The 18,109-nt window shown below is 35.6% G+C and carries 19 protein-coding genes; 9 read left to right on the top strand and 10 right to left on the bottom strand.

Annotated elements, in window-relative coordinates:
* Positions 1 to 134 precede the first annotated feature (134 nt).
* Positions 135 to 1,352, bottom strand: a complete 1,218-nt coding sequence (locus AO58_RS0113200; RefSeq protein WP_024982157.1) for an MFS transporter — start codon at positions 1,350 to 1,352, stop codon at positions 135 to 137.
* Positions 1,353 to 1,445: 93 nt separating this feature from the next.
* Between AO58_RS0113200 and AO58_RS0113195 the strand changes: the two genes are divergently transcribed.
* The 5 genes from AO58_RS0113195 to AO58_RS0113175 all read left to right on the top strand — a co-directional run bounded on the left by AO58_RS0113195 (position 1,446) and on the right by AO58_RS0113175 (position 5,448).
* Entirely contained in the window at positions 1,446 to 2,048 is a 603-nt protein-coding gene (locus tag AO58_RS0113195) for a DUF1684 domain-containing protein (RefSeq protein ID WP_024982156.1), read from the top strand.
* The gene (locus tag AO58_RS0113190) at positions 2,049 to 2,705 is read left to right on the top strand and encodes a TatD family hydrolase (protein ID WP_024982155.1); all 657 of its coding nucleotides are present in this window, start codon (positions 2,049 to 2,051) and stop codon (positions 2,703 to 2,705) included.
* Between the two features lie 381 nt (positions 2,706 to 3,086).
* On the top strand, positions 3,087 to 3,800 hold the full coding sequence (locus tag AO58_RS0113185; protein WP_024982154.1) for a tRNA threonylcarbamoyladenosine dehydratase: 714 nt from the start codon (positions 3,087 to 3,089) through the stop codon (positions 3,798 to 3,800).
* A gap of 79 nt (positions 3,801 to 3,879) precedes the next feature.
* Positions 3,880 to 4,539 (top strand): HAD family hydrolase, encoded by a 660-nt coding sequence (locus tag AO58_RS0113180; protein ID WP_024982153.1) that lies wholly within the window; start codon positions 3,880 to 3,882, stop codon positions 4,537 to 4,539.
* Positions 4,540 to 4,602: 63 nt separating this feature from the next.
* Entirely contained in the window at positions 4,603 to 5,448 is an 846-nt protein-coding gene (locus AO58_RS0113175) for a DUF2911 domain-containing protein (protein ID WP_024982152.1), read from the top strand.
* Positions 5,449 to 5,523: 75 nt separating this feature from the next.
* On the opposite strand, the gene cysM is transcribed toward AO58_RS0113175, so the two are convergent.
* The 3 genes from cysM to AO58_RS0113160 form a co-directional block, all read right to left on the bottom strand.
* The gene (gene cysM, locus AO58_RS0113170) at positions 5,524 to 6,411 is read right to left on the bottom strand and encodes a cysteine synthase CysM (protein WP_024982151.1); all 888 of its coding nucleotides are present in this window, start codon (positions 6,409 to 6,411) and stop codon (positions 5,524 to 5,526) included.
* Entirely contained in the window at positions 6,411 to 7,202 is a 792-nt protein-coding gene (gene epsC / locus AO58_RS0113165; RefSeq protein ID WP_024982150.1) for a serine O-acetyltransferase EpsC, read from the bottom strand. The genes cysM and epsC overlap by 1 nt, the downstream gene beginning before the upstream one ends.
* Before the next feature lie 256 nt (positions 7,203 to 7,458).
* Positions 7,459 to 7,746 carry a DUF2752 domain-containing protein gene (locus AO58_RS0113160; RefSeq protein ID WP_024982149.1) on the bottom strand — a complete coding sequence of 96 codons (288 nt, stop codon included), beginning with the start codon at positions 7,744 to 7,746 and terminating at the stop codon, positions 7,459 to 7,461.
* A gap of 103 nt (positions 7,747 to 7,849) precedes the next feature.
* Here AO58_RS0113160 and AO58_RS0113155 point away from each other — a divergent pair, with 103 nt between their 5' ends.
* Both AO58_RS0113155 and AO58_RS0113150 read left to right on the top strand, forming a co-directional pair.
* The gene (locus AO58_RS0113155; protein ID WP_024982148.1) at positions 7,850 to 8,035 is read left to right on the top strand and encodes a hypothetical protein; all 186 of its coding nucleotides are present in this window, start codon (positions 7,850 to 7,852) and stop codon (positions 8,033 to 8,035) included.
* Complete coding sequence (locus AO58_RS0113150) at positions 8,025 to 8,576, top strand: DUF8465 domain-containing protein (RefSeq protein ID WP_024982147.1); 552 nt, start codon at positions 8,025 to 8,027, stop codon at positions 8,574 to 8,576. Before AO58_RS0113155 ends, AO58_RS0113150 begins: the two co-directional genes overlap by 11 nt.
* A gap of 63 nt (positions 8,577 to 8,639) precedes the next feature.
* Here AO58_RS0113150 and AO58_RS0113145 read toward each other — a convergent pair whose 3' ends face one another.
* The gene (locus AO58_RS0113145) at positions 8,640 to 9,587 is read right to left on the bottom strand and encodes a hypothetical protein (protein ID WP_024982146.1); all 948 of its coding nucleotides are present in this window, start codon (positions 9,585 to 9,587) and stop codon (positions 8,640 to 8,642) included.
* A 147-nt stretch (positions 9,588 to 9,734) separates the two neighbouring features.
* Here AO58_RS0113145 and AO58_RS0113140 point away from each other — a divergent pair, with 147 nt between their 5' ends.
* Together AO58_RS0113140 and AO58_RS0113135 are read left to right on the top strand one after the other, a co-directional pair.
* Positions 9,735 to 10,649 (top strand): EamA family transporter, encoded by a 915-nt coding sequence (locus tag AO58_RS0113140; protein ID WP_024982145.1) that lies wholly within the window; start codon positions 9,735 to 9,737, stop codon positions 10,647 to 10,649.
* Between the two features lie 148 nt (positions 10,650 to 10,797).
* Positions 10,798 to 11,922, top strand: coding sequence for a cysteine desulfurase family protein (locus AO58_RS0113135; RefSeq protein WP_024982144.1), 1,125 nt, complete (start codon positions 10,798 to 10,800; stop codon positions 11,920 to 11,922).
* A gap of 71 nt (positions 11,923 to 11,993) precedes the next feature.
* Here AO58_RS0113135 and cysK read toward each other — a convergent pair whose 3' ends face one another.
* The 5 genes from cysK to truA all read right to left on the bottom strand — a co-directional run bounded on the left by cysK (position 11,994) and on the right by truA (position 17,776).
* Positions 11,994 to 12,908, bottom strand: coding sequence for a cysteine synthase A (cysK, locus tag AO58_RS0113130; RefSeq protein WP_024982143.1), 915 nt, complete (start codon positions 12,906 to 12,908; stop codon positions 11,994 to 11,996).
* Between the two features lie 176 nt (positions 12,909 to 13,084).
* On the bottom strand, positions 13,085 to 14,473 hold the full coding sequence (gene lpdA / locus AO58_RS0113125; protein ID WP_024982142.1) for a dihydrolipoyl dehydrogenase: 1,389 nt from the start codon (positions 14,471 to 14,473) through the stop codon (positions 13,085 to 13,087).
* A 106-nt stretch (positions 14,474 to 14,579) separates the two neighbouring features.
* Complete coding sequence (locus AO58_RS0113120; protein WP_024982141.1) at positions 14,580 to 15,122, bottom strand: hypothetical protein; 543 nt, start codon at positions 15,120 to 15,122, stop codon at positions 14,580 to 14,582.
* Positions 15,123 to 15,153: 31 nt separating this feature from the next.
* The gene (locus AO58_RS0113115; protein WP_024982140.1) at positions 15,154 to 16,908 is read right to left on the bottom strand and encodes an ABC transporter ATP-binding protein; all 1,755 of its coding nucleotides are present in this window, start codon (positions 16,906 to 16,908) and stop codon (positions 15,154 to 15,156) included.
* A gap of 130 nt (positions 16,909 to 17,038) precedes the next feature.
* Positions 17,039 to 17,776 (bottom strand): tRNA pseudouridine(38-40) synthase TruA, encoded by a 738-nt coding sequence (truA, locus tag AO58_RS0113110; protein ID WP_024982139.1) that lies wholly within the window; start codon positions 17,774 to 17,776, stop codon positions 17,039 to 17,041.
* Positions 17,777 to 18,109: the final 333 nt, after the last annotated feature.

Genomic DNA, 18,109 nt, shown 5'->3' with positions numbered 1-18,109 from the left:
CTTGATTACGTTTGATTTAATGACAAAACAAACCTACAACTATTTTTGTAGTTAGCAAACTAAAAATATAGTTATTTAACTAAATTTTAAGTTAGTTAAAAATTTATTGTCTCAAAATGCAGTAAAATAGGGAGTTATTGGTTTTCTTTACGAACCAATCGCATTACCCAAATACAACCCAAAATGGATACTACGCCCAAGAAAGCCATAAAAAGCCAATTGTTTTGGTAGCCAAATCGACTGATAATATCCATTCCAGTTTTGGAACTAACAATATGAGCCAAACTAAAACTCATCGTAAAAAGTGCCATATAACGCCCTTCGTGTCCCTTGGGAGCTCGACTCAAAGCAAAAGAATTCGAAAAAGGAAAAATGAACATTTCTCCAAAAGTGATAAACAATAAACTAATCACTAAAAAGCCCACCCAAAAATTGAACAACAACGCTAGGAAACTAAATGACATACAAACGCAGCCCCAAAGAATGATTTTGAGTTTGTTCACATTTTTGCGTTGTGACGCACTTACGATAGGCATTTCTAGGAAAAAGATAATCAATCCGTTCAACGACAATAGCAATCCACTTTGAAATTCAGTCAATCCAAATTGTTCTTTATGGTACAAAGGCAAAGTAGTAAATAGTTGAAAAAATAATACTGCCGTGATGAAACACACAAACAAGAAAATCCAAAAAACCGTGTCTTTAAACACAGATATTCTTGTAGCATTGATTTCTTTCAGTTTTTCTTTGTCGATAGTGCTTTTCTTTTCCTTTACCAAAAGGGCAAAAATCAAAATAGAAACAATACACGAAGCACCGTCTACCCAAAACAATCCTTGATAGCCCATTCCCATAATGATTAAACCACCCAAGGCTGGTCCAGCCGCAAAACCTAGATTTACGGCCAATCGCACTAATGTCAAGGCTCTCGTTCTGTTCTCTGGTTTGGCATAAGTTCCTAACGAAACAAACATCGCGGGTCGAAACATATCAGCAACTGACATAATAAAGAACATACTGAAGCACAATCCCCAAAAGGAAGTGACATATTGCACAAAAAAGAACAATACTCCAGTAGTAAATAAACTGAAAATCATTATTTTGTAAAACCCAATTTTGTCAGATAGTTTTCCACCTAGCCAAGAACCGAGCATAGAGCCTAAACCAAAACAGACCATAATCCAACCGACTTGGCTAAACGAAAAACCAAGGTCTTCTTTCAAGTATTTGGACAAAAAAGGCAACACCATCGTTCCAGCTCGATTGATGAAAGTCATTAAAGTAAGTATCCAAATTTCTCTCGAAAAGCCTCGGTAATTGTCAAAATAGCGTTGAATGGCAGTGGTCAGCATCTTTTTTTTCGTTTTGCCAAAGGTAGTAACTTTGTTTGGAAGCACTTTGCTGACTGCTAACTTTAAGTTATTTTTGCCAAAAACGACTCAAAGATGAAAAAAGCACTTGTTGTATTGATGATTATTGGCTCAAATTGGACTTTCGGACAAGCTCAAAAAGGTAGCGAAGCTGTAGAAAAATTCCAAAAAGAACTCAATGCAGAATATGCCTCCCCTGAAAAAAGTCCTTTGCTCAAAGAGGATTTAGCCGTTTTTACAAGCTTGGATTTTTTTCCTTACAATCCCAACTTACAAATTGAAGCCCGTTTTGTTCGCACGCCAAATGAGAAGGTGTTTGAAATGAAAACCTCTACCACAAGAAAACCTTTGTACATTAAATTCGGAGAAGCGCATTTCACAATCGACGGAAAAGCTTTGGTACTCAATATTTATCAAAACATCGAACTTTCCAAAAAGAAAGAATATATAGACTACTTGTTTTTGCCTTTTTCTGACCTGACTTGCGGCAAAGAAAGTTACATAGGCGGACGCTACATCGATTTGAAAATCCCAACAACTGATACCATTTTTATCGATTTCAATACGGCTTACAACCCTTATTGCGCTTACAATCACAAATATTCTTGTCCCATAGTACCGCTTGAAAATGATTTACCAGTAGCCATAAATGCGGGAGTAAAAAAGTTTCACGACTAAATGAAATATTTCAATTTACATACGCACAAAGCCACCCAAAATCCCAGCCGAATCGAGTTGGTTAATCAGTATCCAAACGAGTTCGAGAACTCTTTTTCCTATTATTCCATAGGCATTCATCCTTGGTATATTGTGGAGGAACGGATAGCAAACGATTTGGAAATCATCGAGCAACAACTCCAAGACCCTAATTGTTTGGCTTTAGGCGAGTGCGGTTTAGACAAGCGAATTGCCATTCCGTTAGAGGTGCAACAAGCCGTTTTTGAACAACAATTGCATTTGGCGCAAAAGTACAACAAACCTGTAGTGATTCATTGTGTGGCGGCGTATCAGGAGGTAATTGCTAGTAGCAAAAAGTTAAAAATCACTGTTCCGTTGCTCATTCACGGATTCTCAAAGAACGAAATCGTGGCGCAATCGTTACTCAACAACGGATTTTATCTATCCTTTGGGAAGTATTTGGTTCAAAATCCAGCCTTGGCAAGCGTTTTTCAAAAAGTGCCAAACCATCAGTTCTTTCTAGAAACCGATACCATCGAAAACGGAATCGAAGAAGTCTACGCTTTGGCCTCCCAATGCAAAAACACAACCGTTGAAGCCATACAGCAACAAATCAACGCAAACATAAAGCGAGTTTTTGGACTAACTCTCGATTGATTTTAGAATGTAATGAGTTTTTAGGAGCAGAAAAAATAGGCATTTTAGCCAGCAAAGTCCCGTTATCCGCTATATCTTTGCTTTTTTAAAGAAAAAAAGCAAAGGATGCCGCTCCTACCGGGGCTAGAAGAGAAGATTGGGGATTTTTAGGAAACATTTTAAAAAAGAAAATAGATTCAAATAAAAACAGAAACATATCAGTCATTGAAAGTTGTACTAATCAGTTTAAAAAAGTTGAAATTAATAACTACGCTTTCAAGAACAAACAAGTTTTACTCTTATGCACTTTCATTGTGCTTAAAATAATAAGTAGCAAAAACTAAAATGACTCAAATGTTTATAAAATAATCAAATAACAAAGAATAACTTTAAACAAAGAATATGGCAGAGTGGACCGAAAGAGCGGAGCTTTTATTTAAAGCCGAAGGATTACAAAAATTACAAAATGCAAATATACTAGTCGTAGGACTAGGAGGAGTAGGCTCATTTGCTGCCGAGTTTTTGGCAAGAGCAGGCGTAGGAAAGATGACCATAGTAGATGGAGATGTGGTCGATATTACCAATATTAATCGTCAATTACCAGCTTTACATTCCACTGTAGGGCAACCCAAAGTAACCGTCGTTGGCGACCGATTAATGGACATCAATCCCGCACTTAACCTTACCCGAGTACAAGAATTTCTTTCACCAGAACGCGCCTTCGAAATCGTAAATAATGACTATGATTACGTATTAGATTGTATTGATAGTGTAACTCCCAAAATCAATTTAATTCTAGGAGCCCAAAGATATAGAGTAAAAATTATTAGTAGCATGGGTGCTGGAGGAAAAATGGAAGCTTCAAAGGTTAAAGTTGCTGATATTTCTAAAACCATCAATTGCAGTTTTGCTCGAACGATCAAAAGACGTTTGAAAGCACATAATTTATACAAATTGAAAGTGGTTTTTTCTTCCGAAATTCAAGATCCAACCAGTTTAAAATTAACAGATGGTACTAATTTTAAAAAATCTTTTTACGGGACCAATAGCTATATGCCAGGTCTTTTTGGTTTGCATGCCGCCGAAACTGTAATTCGATATTTACTGAAGAATTAGTTCTTAGTGGCTAGTACCTAGTAACTAGTGATTAGTTCAATTCAAAACAAACAAAGCAACTTAGAAACTTAAAAAAAATATGATACAAACTGTAATTTTTGATATGGATGGGGTAATTGTAGATACAGAACCTGTTCATCGTTATGCCTATTACCAATTATTCGATGAATTAAATGTTAGCGTTCCCGAGGAAATGTATACTTCTTTTACTGGTTTTTCAACTCGAAATACTTTTCAGTTTTTGAAAAATCAGTTCAATTTACAACTGGAAGTAGAAGATTTAATTCAGCAAAAACGCAACCGTTTTAATGATGCTTTTGATACTAAAGAAGATTTGGAATTGTTGGCTGGAGTAGAAAATTTGATTAAAGATTTACATCAAAACGGAATGCAGTTAATCGTGGCTTCATCAGCTTCAAAAGTGACTATTGATAGAGTGTTCACAAGATTTAATTTACATCAATACTTCTCGCATATTGTAAGTGGCGAAGATTTTCCGCAATCCAAACCGCATCCAGCCATTTTTGAGCACGCGGCCAATTTGTCTACTGCTCCGAAAGAAAAATGCATCATAATTGAAGATAGTACCAATGGTGTAAAAGCAGCTAATGCCGCAGGAATTTTTTGCGTGGGGTACAAAAGTTTTCATTCCAAAGATCAAGACTTGTCTACCGCAGATACTATTATTCAAGATTTTACTGAATTAAATGCTAATACGATTTCGAAATTGGGTTTTTAATGTTAAAGAGTTAAAATATTGAATCTTATTTGTAAATTTGAAGCACTAACTTAAAAAAGTATCATGAAAAAAATCATTATTGCTTTAGCAATTTTTATTGCTAATTTCACTATCGAGGCGCAAGTAAAAACGCCTGCTCCTAGTCCAAAAGCGACCATTATGCAAACAGTGGGACTAACGGATGTAGAAGTGGTGTATTCAAGACCAGCGGCCAAAGGAAGACCAGTTTTTGGAAACTTAGTTCCTTTTGGAAAATTATGGAGAACGGGAGCTAACGCGAATACTACTATTTCATTTTCAGATGATGTAGTGATTGATGGTAAAACCTTGAAAAAAGGAAAATATGCTTTGTATACTGTTCCAAAAATTGGTAGTTGGGAAGTTATTTTTTATAGTACAACTGACAATTGGGGGTTGCCAGAAGAATTCAAAGAAGAAAATGTAGCCTTGCGTACTACTGTTAAAGAAGAAGCTTTACCAAAAGCAGTAGAATCATTTACTATTGGTATTAATCATTTGGATTTGAATTCAGGGCATTTGGATTTAGCTTGGGAAAATTCTTCAGTATCAATGAAATTTGAAGTGCCTACTCAAAAAATAGCTACCGCAAGTATTGAAAAAGTTTTAGCAGGTCCAACAGCAGGGGATTATTTTTCTTCGGCACAATACATTTTTCAAGCAGAAGGTGATATAACCAAAGCTAGAACCTATATTGACAAAGCTTTGGATATGACCAAAGAAAAGCCTTTTTGGTATTTACGTTTAAAATCTTTGATTCAAGCCAAACAAGGTGATAAAGCGGGAGCAATAGAAACTGCAAAATTGTCTCTTGCCGCTGCTGAAGCCGCTAAAAACCAAGATTATGTAAAAATGAATAAAGACAGTATAGCAGAGTGGAGCAAAAAATAATCTGCAATATTTATTAAAATAGAAATCCCGTTCGTGTCCAATCGAACGGGATTTTTTTATAATCTGAATCTGTTTTTAATCAAACAAATCGGAAGACAGATAACGATCACCACGATCACATATAATAGCGACAATGACTCCTGACTCTAAGGTTTCGGCAATTTTTACTGCAGCTGCTACTGAACCACCGCTACTCATTCCAGCAAAAATGCCTTCTTCTTTAGCTAAACGTTGAGTCATGGCTCTAGCTTCGGCTTCAGTTACTTCTATAACGGTATCCACTTTTGAAGCATCAAAAATTTTAGGTAAATATTCTTGTGGCCATTTGCGAATACCCGGAATTTGAGAGCCATCACTAGGTTGTGCCCCAATAATTTGAATCGATGGATTCTTTTCTTTCAAATAGGTTGAAGTACCAATAATAGTTCCTGTTGTCCCCATCGCCGATACAAAATGGGTTACGGTTCCTTCGGTGTCTTCCCAAATTTCTGGACCTGTAGTGTTGTAATGTGCCTTCCAATTGTCGTCATTGGCAAATTGGTTGAGCATGATATAACCGCCTTCTGCAACTTTTTTGTCGGCATAATCTCTTGAGCCAATGATGCCAGTACTTGCGGGTGTTAAGATTACGGTGGCACCATAAGCTCTCATGGTTTGTGTACGTTCTATGGTGGAATCTTCAGGTAAAACCAATTCAATTTCGATATTGAATAATTGTGCAATCATGGCCAAAGCGATGCCTGTGTTTCCACTGGTTGCTTCGATTAATTTATCGCCCTTTTTGATGTCGCCTCGTTCAATTGCAGATTTAATCATATTGTAGGCTGCACGGTCTTTTACACTTCCTCCAGGATTGTTTCCTTCAAGTTTTAGAAGCAATTTTACGTTGGGATTATGTACTAAATTTTGACTTATTACTAATGGTGTGTTTCCAATAAGATCGACTAACTTTTGTGGTTTCATTATCGTTTTTCTTTTATCTTAACCTCAGTTGTTGTTGTGTTTAATACAGTAGAATCGGCTGGTATTGATTTTGTTACCCATGAATTTCCACCTACTATACTATTTTGTCCTATTACAGTTTCGCCTCCAAGTATAGTGGCATTGGCATAAATGCAGACATTTTTTTCAACGGTTGGATGGCGTTTAGCATTTTTCATTTCTTTACTAACACTTAGCGCACCCAAAGTGACTCCTTGGTATATTTTGACGTTTTCTTCGATTACAGTGGTTTCTCCAATTACAATTCCAGTGGCGTGATCAATAAAAAATGGCGAAGCAATGGTAGCTCCTGCATGAATGTCTGTACCCGTAATGCGGTGTGCGTATTCACTCATTAACCTTGAAAAAAGCAATAAATCCAGTAAATACAATTCATGACTTAAACGATAAATGGCAATAGCGTAAAAACCTGGGTAAGCTAAATATACTTCTTCGATACTATTCGAAGCGGGGTCATTTATAAGAATGTAAGCCGCATCTTGATTGAGTTGTTCTAAAACCAAAGGCAATTTTTCAAGGAAACTATCCCAAGCACTTTCACAATGGGTGGTTGCTTTTTTACAAGCAATTTTTGCAATTTCTTTGAATTGAACCTCCAATTCATCAATACTTTGGTCTAAAGGAGCATTTGAATCAAAAAGGGTATAAAACAGTTTTTCAGTAAAAGCTTCTGTTTTGGTTTTTATACTATAATTAATAGACAAATGACTCTTTTGCGAATGAATATTTTGAATAATTTGATGTCTTGACACAATAGTAAGATTATAAGATGAATTCGAAAACGTAAAAATAAGATGTTTTTTAGATATGTAACTAATTTTTGTGGCAATAAATCATAATTTTTCCTATTTATTAGATAGATTTTGTAGGACTATAAATTTGTTTCTTTTTTAGTAAGTTACCTTGAATTAATCGCGAAAATTAGCTTAAAAAAGAGAGTTTAATCATTAAATAATGATCATTAAATCGAAATTATGAATGATATTTTTACTCGAATGAAAAAGTAATTTAAATCAAAAAATGTTTGTAGGTATAGCCACCAATGACAAAGAAGAGATTAATTGCTATTAAAACAGTTAAACCTTTTTTGGTAAAAGTTGTTTTTTTGGTGGTGTAAAACAAAAGAATTCCCACTAACATTGTAAGCATGGAATATACTGCTGGATACATAACAAACGCGGTACTCCATTCTCCTTTTAGCAACAAAAGCAGGGCGCGTTGAAATCCACAACCCAAGCATTCTATACCAAAAAGTGTTTTGCTCAAACAAGGAATCATATATTCTTCTAAATGCATCGTCATTAATTTGATACAATTTTACAAAAAAAAGCCGATTCCTTTTTCAATAATCGATCTCACCAGTTTTATTTCTTATTTTTGGAGCTTGAAATTTTTTGAAATGAAGAAATTGATGATTTTGATAGTGGCAGTAGCCATAGGAGTTGCTTTTTATGAACAAACTAAACCAGATAAAAATGTTTATTTGATAGTTATGGCTATGATTATTTTCATGTATGGAATGATGCGATTAAGTGGTAAAACGCCAAGTAAAAATCAAGATAAAGAAGAAAATGATGTGGAATAAAGGAGATAAAGTAGCGGTACTAGACGACGATATTAATGGTATTGTTCTAGCTATCAATGGAACCCAAATTACTATTGAAACCGAAGATGGTTTTGTAATGAATTTTGCAACTCATGAATTACTTAACATGAACCAATCGAGTAATTTAATGGATGCTATTAGAAGGATTAATGTAGATGAAATTATCAAAGAAAAAACGATTCCAACACCCAGAAGTTTTGTAAAAGAACGCAAAGAAAAAAAGGAAGTTGGCGTACCTGAATTTGATTTGCACATTGAGAAATTAGTACCCAATAAGCGTGGTATGACGAATTATGATATTCTAACTTTGCAAGCCGATACCGCCAAACGCCATATTGAATTTGCCATCCGAAATCGGATTCCTAAAATCGTTTTCATCCACGGCGTTGGAGAAGGAGTACTGAAAGCCGAGTTGGATTTTCTACTAGGACGTTATGACAATGTTTCGTTTCAAGATGCCAATTATCAAAAATATGGTTTAGGGGCAACTGAAGTATACTTTAAGCAAAACGCAAAGTAATTTTTATCAAAAAAAGGTCAATTCAGTAAAGAATTGACCTTTTTTTGATTGTTGATTTGAGTGTTAATTGGTGATTAATTCTCCGTAAATATAGGTGTCACCCAATAAAAAGCTGTCTTCTCCACGGGTCATTTTTGCTTTCTTAAGTATAATCGTATGTTTATATCCTGTGCCAAAAGTAGTGGTTGTTACTTCGATAATGCCTTCAGAATTAGCAATACCTGCTGCCGCCTTCCACTCTTGAAGAACAGTTGGTGTAAGTGGAGGTGTGGTAGTACAGAAAAAATCACCTGTCAACAAACCGTTATAGGATTTGTAGACTAGACTATTTTTAGTAGTACCCAATAATCCAACTCTAGGAGTATTCAAAGGAGTACTTTCGCTTTTAATTAGTTCAGGATCAATATTGCTTAAAGTTAATGCTTCACTCTTAATAAAGTTATAAATATTTTTTGAAACAGTACATCGGTTTAGCGCCTGAGTGAAAGCAAAAGGTAGCAAAGTGGCCGTGGTCACCTGATTTCCAAAAACAAACTCTGGATAAGTTTGATCTTTACCGTCTGACTTTTTAAAAGTAATATTTCTCAATACTATAAAATGATTATAGCCTGTAATTCGAGTACTATTGTTGGTCTCATCAATTTTTTTGATCGGTGTCGATGCAATTTCAACAATACCGGCTGTTGCATTCCATTGATCTGTTACAATTGGTGTTCCAGGAGGTATAGTTTCGCAAATGTTGGCTTGCGATACTTTTCCATCGTAGAAACGATACACCACCCGATTTTCACCACCGATGATAACAGATTGCGTTTTGGTTTCGTTTGGTAAAACTAATCGTGGAAGCTCCAGCAATAAGGCTTCTTTTTCGTTGAGTTTGTAAATAATACCATTAGTTTCGCATTTGGCCACCGTGGCATTGTCAAAATTAATATCTTCTAAAAACAGGTCGCCATCATCGCAACTGTTCAAAATTAGTGATAAGAATAAGATACCTAAAAATCGTTTCATTATAGAGTTTATTTTAAGCAAAAATAGAATTTTTAATTGGTATCCGCTTCATCTCTTTTTTAAAATGATGTTAATGTAGCCGATTTGTTTTGGATGAAAAAGACAAGCCAAATGAAATTAGTACCTTTGCCGTCCTATTTAATCTAAATGAAACAAACGAAACATTATCTAGCTGCATTTTCCGCTTTCTTTATTTGGGGATTTTTCAGCTTGGCACTAAAACCTATTGCCGATTTTCCTTCTTTGGACATTCTTTTTTACCGCGTTTTTTTGAGTGTTGTACTTTTAACGCTTTTGAATGTTGTTTTAAGAAAAAGCGTGATTCGAGAGAATTGGGCTCTTTTTCAAAATTTTGAACCAAAAGTTAAGAAAACCATTTTGTGGTTGACATTAGGAGGAAGTTTAATACTGGCTTCGAATTGGTTTATTTTTATTTATGTTGTCAATCACGTTAGTGTGAAGGCAGGTTCCTTGGCTTACTTGATTTGCCCGATACTGACGACCGTTTTTGCCTTTTTTCTTTTAAAAGAAACACTTTCAAAGACGCAATGGTTAGCGGTTTCATTGAGTGTTGTGAGTTGTTTGTTGTTGTCAATGAATGATTTGCATGATATTTTTTATAGCTTGGTGGTTGCGGCAACTTATGCGCTCTATTTAGTAAGTCAACGAAAAAACAATCAAATGGATAAGCTTTTGGTACTCAATGTACAATTGCTTTTTATTGCGCTGTTGATATTGCCATTTTATCCAATTTATAGCGGCCCACTGCCTACAACACCTTTGTTTTATGGTTGTTTGTTATGTATTGTGGTCTTTTTTACGATTATTCCTTTATTTTTAAATTTGTTTGCATTGAAAGGAATTTCCTCTGCGACAGTTGGAATTTTGATGTATATCAATCCAATGATTAATTTTGCAATTGCTTTGTTGTATTTCAAAGAGAAAATAAATGGAATTCAGCTCTTTTCTTATGTACTGATTTTGATTTCTGTTGTGATTTTTAATAAGAAAGTGATTTTGGAATTATTGAAAAAATCGAAAGAGAAACGATTGGTTACCTAAAGAACGTCTGGTTTTGCAGGGTTTGCGTGAGGGTAGAAGTGGAGCTCTTTTTTAGAGACTTTTTTGTCTCTAAAAAAAGCGGGAACGGATGCCCGACCCGACTTTTTCTGGCGGGGCACGCCCAAATAAAAATGAAAAGTATTTAATTATGAAAAAAGTATATCTCGACAATGCTTCTACAACTGCGATGCGTCCCGAAGTGATTCAGGTAATGGTAGAATGTATGGCGCAAGATTACGGAAATCCGTCGTCTACGCATAGTTTGGGTCGTCACGCCAAAAGTATTTTGGAACTGTCTAGAAAGAGCATTGCCAAGGCTTTGAATGCTACGGCGCAAGAGATTTTGTTTACATCGGGTGGGACAGAGGCCAATAATTGGATTTTGCGTTCGGCAGTGAAGGATTTGAAAGTGAGGCGAATTATTTCGAGCAAAATGGAACATCACGCGGTTTTGTATCCTATTTTGGAATTGCAAAAGGAGTTTGGTGTTCAAGTGGAATATGTAGAAAATTCGGTTGATGGCGTTCTTGATTTGACGCATTTAGTGAGTTTGCTTTCTGAATCTACGGAGAAAACGTTGGTGAGTTTAATGCATGTGAACAATGAAACGGGGGTGGTTTTGGATTTGGAACGTGTGTCACAAATTTGTCAAGAGCATCATGCTTTGTTTCTCTCGGACACGGTGCAATCTGTAGGCAAAGCGATTTTGGATTTACAAAAAGTTCCTGTAGATTTTATTGTGAGCAGTGCCCATAAATTTCACGGTCCAAAAGGCGTTGGTTTTGCTTTTATTCGAAAAAATTCGGGTTTGCAGCCTTTGTTTTTTGGTGGAGAACAAGAAAAAGGACTGCGTTCTGGTACTGAAGCAATTCATCAAATTGCTGGAATGGCAAAGGCTTTGGAAATTTCTTATGCCAATTTAGAAGCTGAGCAGCAGCAAATTAGTGCTCTAAAACAGTATTGTTTGGAACAATTAGCTTTGCATTTTCCTGGAGTTAAAGAAAATGGAGTTGCTACTTTTTATCCGATTTTGAATGTACAATTGCCTTTTTCAGCGGATAAAACAGCCATGATTTTGTTTTATTTGGATATGAAAGGGATTTTTGTTTCGAGAGGAAGTGCTTGCCAGTCGGGAAGTGTGAAACCCTCGCATGTGCTGGCTGAAATGCTTTCGGAAGCTGATTTGAAAAAACCAAGTTTGCGAATATCGTTCAGTCATTTATCTACTCAAGAAGATTTAGATTTATTGATTGAGGCGTTGAAAGGCGTCTAAGGCTTTTTTTTAAAAATACAAAACCTGACAATTGTAAAGTTGTCAGGTTTTTTGCTTTATACAATTTTATGTTATTCGAACAATCCTTCGATGCTCAAATAGCGTTCGCCGGTGTCGTAGCAAAAAGTAAGTACAGTTGCACCATCTGGGATTTCGTTTAGTTTTTTAGCTACAGCGGCTAAAGAGGCACCAGATGAAATGCCTAACAGGATTCCTTCTTCTTTAGCGGCTCTTTGTGCATAAGTAAATGCCTCGTCTTTGCTAACTTGTATGGTGCCATCTAGTATTTCAGTGTGTAAATTGGTGGGTATAAAACCTGCACCAATCCCTTGAATTGGGTGTGGACTTGGCGCACCTCCACTAATTACTGGAGAAGCTTCTGGTTCTACCGCAAATACTTTTAGATTTGGAAAGTGTTGTTTTAGGATTTCGGCACAGCCCGTAATATGTCCGCCAGTGCCTACTCCTGTGATGAGGTAGTCGATTCCGTTTGGAAAGGCGTTGATGATTTCTTGTGCTGTTTTTTGTTTGTGCACCTCAATATTTGCTGGGTTTTCAAATTGTAGCGGTGACCAAGAGTTAGGGATTTCGTTTACTAGTTCTTGCGCTTTTTCGATTGCGCCTTTCATTCCTTTTTCGCGCGGCGTCAATACAAATTCTGCACCATAGATACTCATTAAACGGCGTCTTTCTATAGACATCGATTCTGGCATAACCAAAATAAGTCGGTATCCTTTTACTGCAGCAACCATAGCTAAACCAATTCCAGTGTTGCCCGAAGTAGCTTCAATAATAGTGCTACCTTTTTGCAATACTCCTTTTTGTTCTGCATCTTCAATCATGGCTAAAGCAATACGGTCTTTGATGCTAGCACCCGGATTGGCACGTTCTAATTTTATCCAAACCGATTTTTTTTCTCCAAATAGTTTGTTGATTTTTACATGGGGTGTGTTACCGATTGTTTCAAGTATGTTGTTATAAGTCATGGTTTTATTTTTTTATTTTAAATCCTAGTAAATTTATAGAATAAATTGGTTTTTACAATACAGCAACAGTTAATTCTATGGTAAAATGAAATTACATAAAAAAATCCGTTTTGTTATACACAAAACGGATTCTATATTTATCTTATAATCTATTTAAGAGGTTCTAAAACTGAAGGTTACAAGTGAATTACTTCGCCATAAGCATCAGCAACGGCTTCCATAACTGCTTCACTCATAGTTGGGTGAGGGTGGATGGCTTTTAAGATTTCGTGACCTGTAGTTTCTAGTTTACGAGCTACAACTGCTTCAGCAATCATATCCGTAACACCAGCTCCAATCATATGACATCCTAACCATTCGCCGTATTTGGCATCGAAAATTACTTTCACAAAACCATCTGCAGCTCCAGAAGCTTTTGCTTTTCCAGAAGCAGAGAATGGGAATTTTCCAATTTTCAATTCATATCCTTTTTCTTTGGCTTGTTTTTCTGTCAAACCAACAGAAGCAATTTCTGGCGTTGCATAAGTACAACCTGGTACATTTCCGTAATCGATTGGTTCTACATGAAGACCTGCAATTTTTTCAACACAGTTGATTCCTTCTGCAGAAGCAACGTGTGCCAAAGCTTGACCAGGAGTTACATCTCCAATAGCGTAGTAACCAGGAATGTTAGTGGCATTATAAGCGTTCACTAAAATTTTATCTCTATCAGTAGCAATACCTACTTCTTCTAATCCAATGTTTTCGATGTTGGTTTTGATTCCAACAGCCGATAATAAAATATCTGCTTCTAAAACTTCTTCACCTTTAGCCGTTTTTACATAGGCTTTTACACTAGAACCAGTAGTATCGATTCTTTCTACAGAAGAGTTAGTCATGATTTTAACTCCTGCTTTTTTCATAGAACGTTCCATTTGTTTTGAAATGTCTTCGTCTTCAACAGGAACGATAGTTGGCATGAACTCAACGATAGTTACATTGGTTCCCATAGAGTTGTAGAAATGTGCAAATTCCACTCCAATCGCTCCAGAACCTACAATAATCATAGATTTTGGTTGTGTAGGTAATGTCATTGCTTGACGGTATCCAATTACTTTTACTCCATCTTGCGGCAAGTTTGGTAACTCACGAGAGCGAGCTCCAGTAGCAATGATAATGTGATCTGCACTGTATTCAGTAACTTTTCCTTCTTTATCAGTAACGTCTAGTTTTTTTCCAGCTTTTAGCTTTCCAAATCCGTCAATAACGTCAATTTTATTTTTTTTCATTAAGAACTGAACGCCTTTGCTCATTCCGTCAGCTACACTTCGGCTGCGGTTAACTACAGCACCAAAATCTTTGTCAAATTCTTTTACAGTCAATCCATAGTCAGAAGCATGTTTTAAATAATCAAAAACTTGTGCTGATTTTAGTAAGGCTTTAGTTGGGATACACCCCCAGTTCAAACAAACGCCACCAAGATTTTCTTTTTCAACTACAGCTACTTTAAAACCTAATTGTGACGCTCTAATGGCTGTTACATAACCTCCAGGCCCACTTCCTAAAACTATAATATCGTATTTCATTTGTATGTGTTTTCTAAATTAATTTCAAGTTGCGAAATTAAGGATTTATTTTAAAAAAAATTAGACCTTTCAAAAGTTTATTAGTTCGTAGCATCCGTAAAAACTATTATTTCATTTTTAAGAAAGCTTCCATATAATTGCTTGTTGAAAAATATTCGTTTTTTAATTTTTTCAAATGATTGAGGACTTCCTCATGTTGCGGATATTTTGGATTAAGACAATCTTTAATTTCCGTGTCCGTTACTGTTAGCACTAAATACCAAAAACCTGTTCTAGTTGCGTAAAAATCTTCTAATAATGACTCTTTTCCTTTACTATTTCTATCAGCATCTATAATAAATGGGATCAAATTTATTGTTTCTGTTGTTCTCTCACGTTCAAAAAAAGATAAATAATACCTAGTGTTATTGATAGTAATTGGCACATTTGAATCGACATTGAAATGCTTCAAATTGTATTTAGTGTTGATGAAATTATAAAACTCATTTGCATTCTTGGGGTCTTCAAAAATGTATCCGTAAAAATTCGGTAAGTCTTTTTTAAATTTTTTTGCCTTAATTATTTTTTCTCCTTCTATAGTTGGAGCAATTTTGTACGGTATGCAAGAATAAGCTAAGAAAATTAGAAGATAACAACCGAGTTTTTTCATACTACTAAGTAAGAATTAATTAGTTTAATAATTAATTCGCTATCGAAAACTGCGAATCGTAAAGGTTTTTATAAAAACCATTTTCTAAATTCAATAGCTCAAAATGGGTTCCTTGTTCTACAATTAAGCCTTTGTCCATAACTACGATTTTGTCAGCGTTTACAATTGTAGCCAAACGGTGTGCAATCACTATTGAAGTTCTACCTTGTGTAATGGTTTCGGTGGCGCGCTGAATCAATTCCTCTGAATACGTATCAATAGAAGAAGTGGCTTCATCTAAAATCAAAATGCTCGGATTAGAAACAAAAGCACGTAAAAAAGCAATCAATTGGCGTTGACCAGACGAAAGCATAACCCCGCGTTCTTTTACGTCAAAATTATAATCATCAGGCAAACTCATGATAAAGTCATGTACTCCAATTTTTTTGGCAGCAGCTACTACTTCCTCTCTTGTAATTTCTGGATTATTAAGGGTAATGTTGTTGTAAATAGTATCTGCAAATAAAAACACATCCTGAAGCACCACCGCTATTTGTTTTCGTAAAGAACTTAATGAATAGTTGTCGATATTTTCGTTATCAATACAAATCGTACCGCTGTTGATTTCGTAAAAACGATTCAATAAATTAATTATAGTCGATTTTCCTGCGCCTGTAGAACCCACAATAGCAATGGTTTGTCCGGCTTTTACTTCCAAATCGATACCTTTTACCACTTCTTCGTCAGGGATATAGCCGAATCGTACTTTTTTGAACGAAATATTTCCCTTGAAAATCGGCGCTTCTACTGTTCCTTTGTCTTGAATTTGGTCTTCGGTATCCAAAATGTCAAACACACGATTGGCTGCAATCATTCCCAATTGCATTTCGTTGAATTTATCCGCGATTTGGCGCAAGGGATTGAATAGCATTCCTATAAACATAGTGTACGAAAACAAATCTCCAAATGTGGTAAAGTTGTCACCGTTCAATATTTTGATTCCACCATACAAAACGATAAATCCTAACGTCAATGACGAGATAATATCAGCAATAGGGAAGAAAATGGAGTTGTACAAAATTGTTTTTATCCACGCTTTTCTATGTTTATCATTAATGTTTTTGAATTTATCAAACTCAATATCTTCACGATTGAACAACTGAACGATTTTCATTCCTGTTACGCGTTCTTGAACGAAAGTATTCATATTCGCAATTTGGGTTCGTACTTCCTCAAAAGCCACTTGCATTTTCTTTTGAAAAATACGCGTGAAAAAGACCAAAACCGGCATGGCTACAATGACAATCCAAGTGAGTTTCCAGTTCATATAGAACATAAAAATAAGCACCACAAGCATTTTCATCAAATCACTAATAATCATGAAAAGGCCTTGACTAAAAATACGAGCAATGGCTTCAATGTCCGATACACAACGGGTTACGACTTGTCCAACAGGAACCAAATCAAAGTATTTCATCCTAAAACTAAGCAAATGTGCAAACAATTTAATTCGGATGTCTTTTACAATATCTTGGCCCAACCAATTGGCCCAAAACACAAAATAGAATTGCGAAAAAACTTCTAGAAGCAATACAATTCCCATCAAAGACACATACAAAAGTAAACCTTGTTGGTCATGGGTTTTGATGTATCCATCGACTGTTTGCTTTAACAAATACGGACGTAAAGCTGCAAAAACCGATAAGGAAATGGCAAAGGCAATGACCCCATTGAATCGTAATTGATAGGGTTTTGTATATTTTAAAATTCTTTTGAATAATCGAGTATCGAATGCTTTTGCTTTCATGTTTAGGAGCTATTTCCCGCTATTCGCTTCAAATGTAATTCACTGAACTCCTATGTTAATAAAAGTTTAGTGAAGTAATCTTTTTTGTTTTTAAAGGAAAAACAAAAAAGGATTTCCACTACTATCGGGGCTATTTTAGGTATTCATAAGTGATTTCGGTTAAGTACAAACCATGCGCTGGAACCGAAAAACCTGCTTTTTCTCTGTTTTTGCTTTTTATGATGTTTTCAAAATCAATCAAAGTGATTTTATGTAATCCCACATTGACTAATGTTCCTACAATAGAACGCACCATATTTCTCAAAAAACGATTGGCGGAAATGGTAAAAATCAAACGATCTTTTTCCTTACTCCAAACTGCGTCAAATATAGTGCAATCAAATGTATTTACATCAGTATTCACTTTCGAAAAGCACTGAAAGTCGGTATGATTTAATAATAATTTAGCAGCTTCATTCATTAAGGCTACATCCAAATCTTGGTGGTAATACCAACTCAATCCTTCTAGAAAAGGATTTTTTAGGGTATTGATATGGTATTCGTAAGTGCGTTTGGTAGCATCAAATCGGGAATGCGCTTCATCGCTTACGGGGATAATGTCAAATATGGCGATATCTTTTGGTAAATACGAATTGAGTTTGTGTACCAAGGTTGCTGTTTCTAGTTTTTTTTCACTATCAAAATGAGCATACATTTGGCTGGCATGTACGCCAGTATCGGTTCTACCAGCCCCCATAATATTTATAGTGGTGTTCAAAAGCACCGAAAGAGCTTTGTTCAGCGTTTCTTGGACAGAGCTGGCATTGGGTTGGTATTGCCAACCGTGATAAGCAGTTCCGTTATAGGCTAATTGTATAAAGTACCTCAAGATGTTTTGTGATTTTGGGTTGTAATCGTTTTAATGCGTTACAAAGGTATGGTAACGATTGCTTGTTTTATTGGCTGCAAATTTACAATCTTTAGAGTGATTTTTTTGTTTTTATATCATTTTTGTAATTGCCTGAATAAATGCCGAATGTTTGATGCTAGCCCCGATGGGAGGGAATATCCTTTTTTTTATACCTGTCAGGTTTTAAAACCTGACAGGTATAAAAAAAAGATAGGAAGGACAGCGGGAATCCCTGTTTATTTTTAGCCTTTTGTTTGGCTCCAAAAAAAGAACTTCAAATTTTGGCTAGAATGAGAGAGAAGCGTTTATTTT

This window comes from Flavobacterium succinicans LMG 10402, assembly GCF_000611675.1.
Lineage (GTDB): Bacteria > Bacteroidota > Bacteroidia > Flavobacteriales > Flavobacteriaceae > Flavobacterium > Flavobacterium succinicans.
Note: the sequence above shows the minus strand (reverse complement) of the source record. Positions and strands in the feature narration are given on the sequence as shown.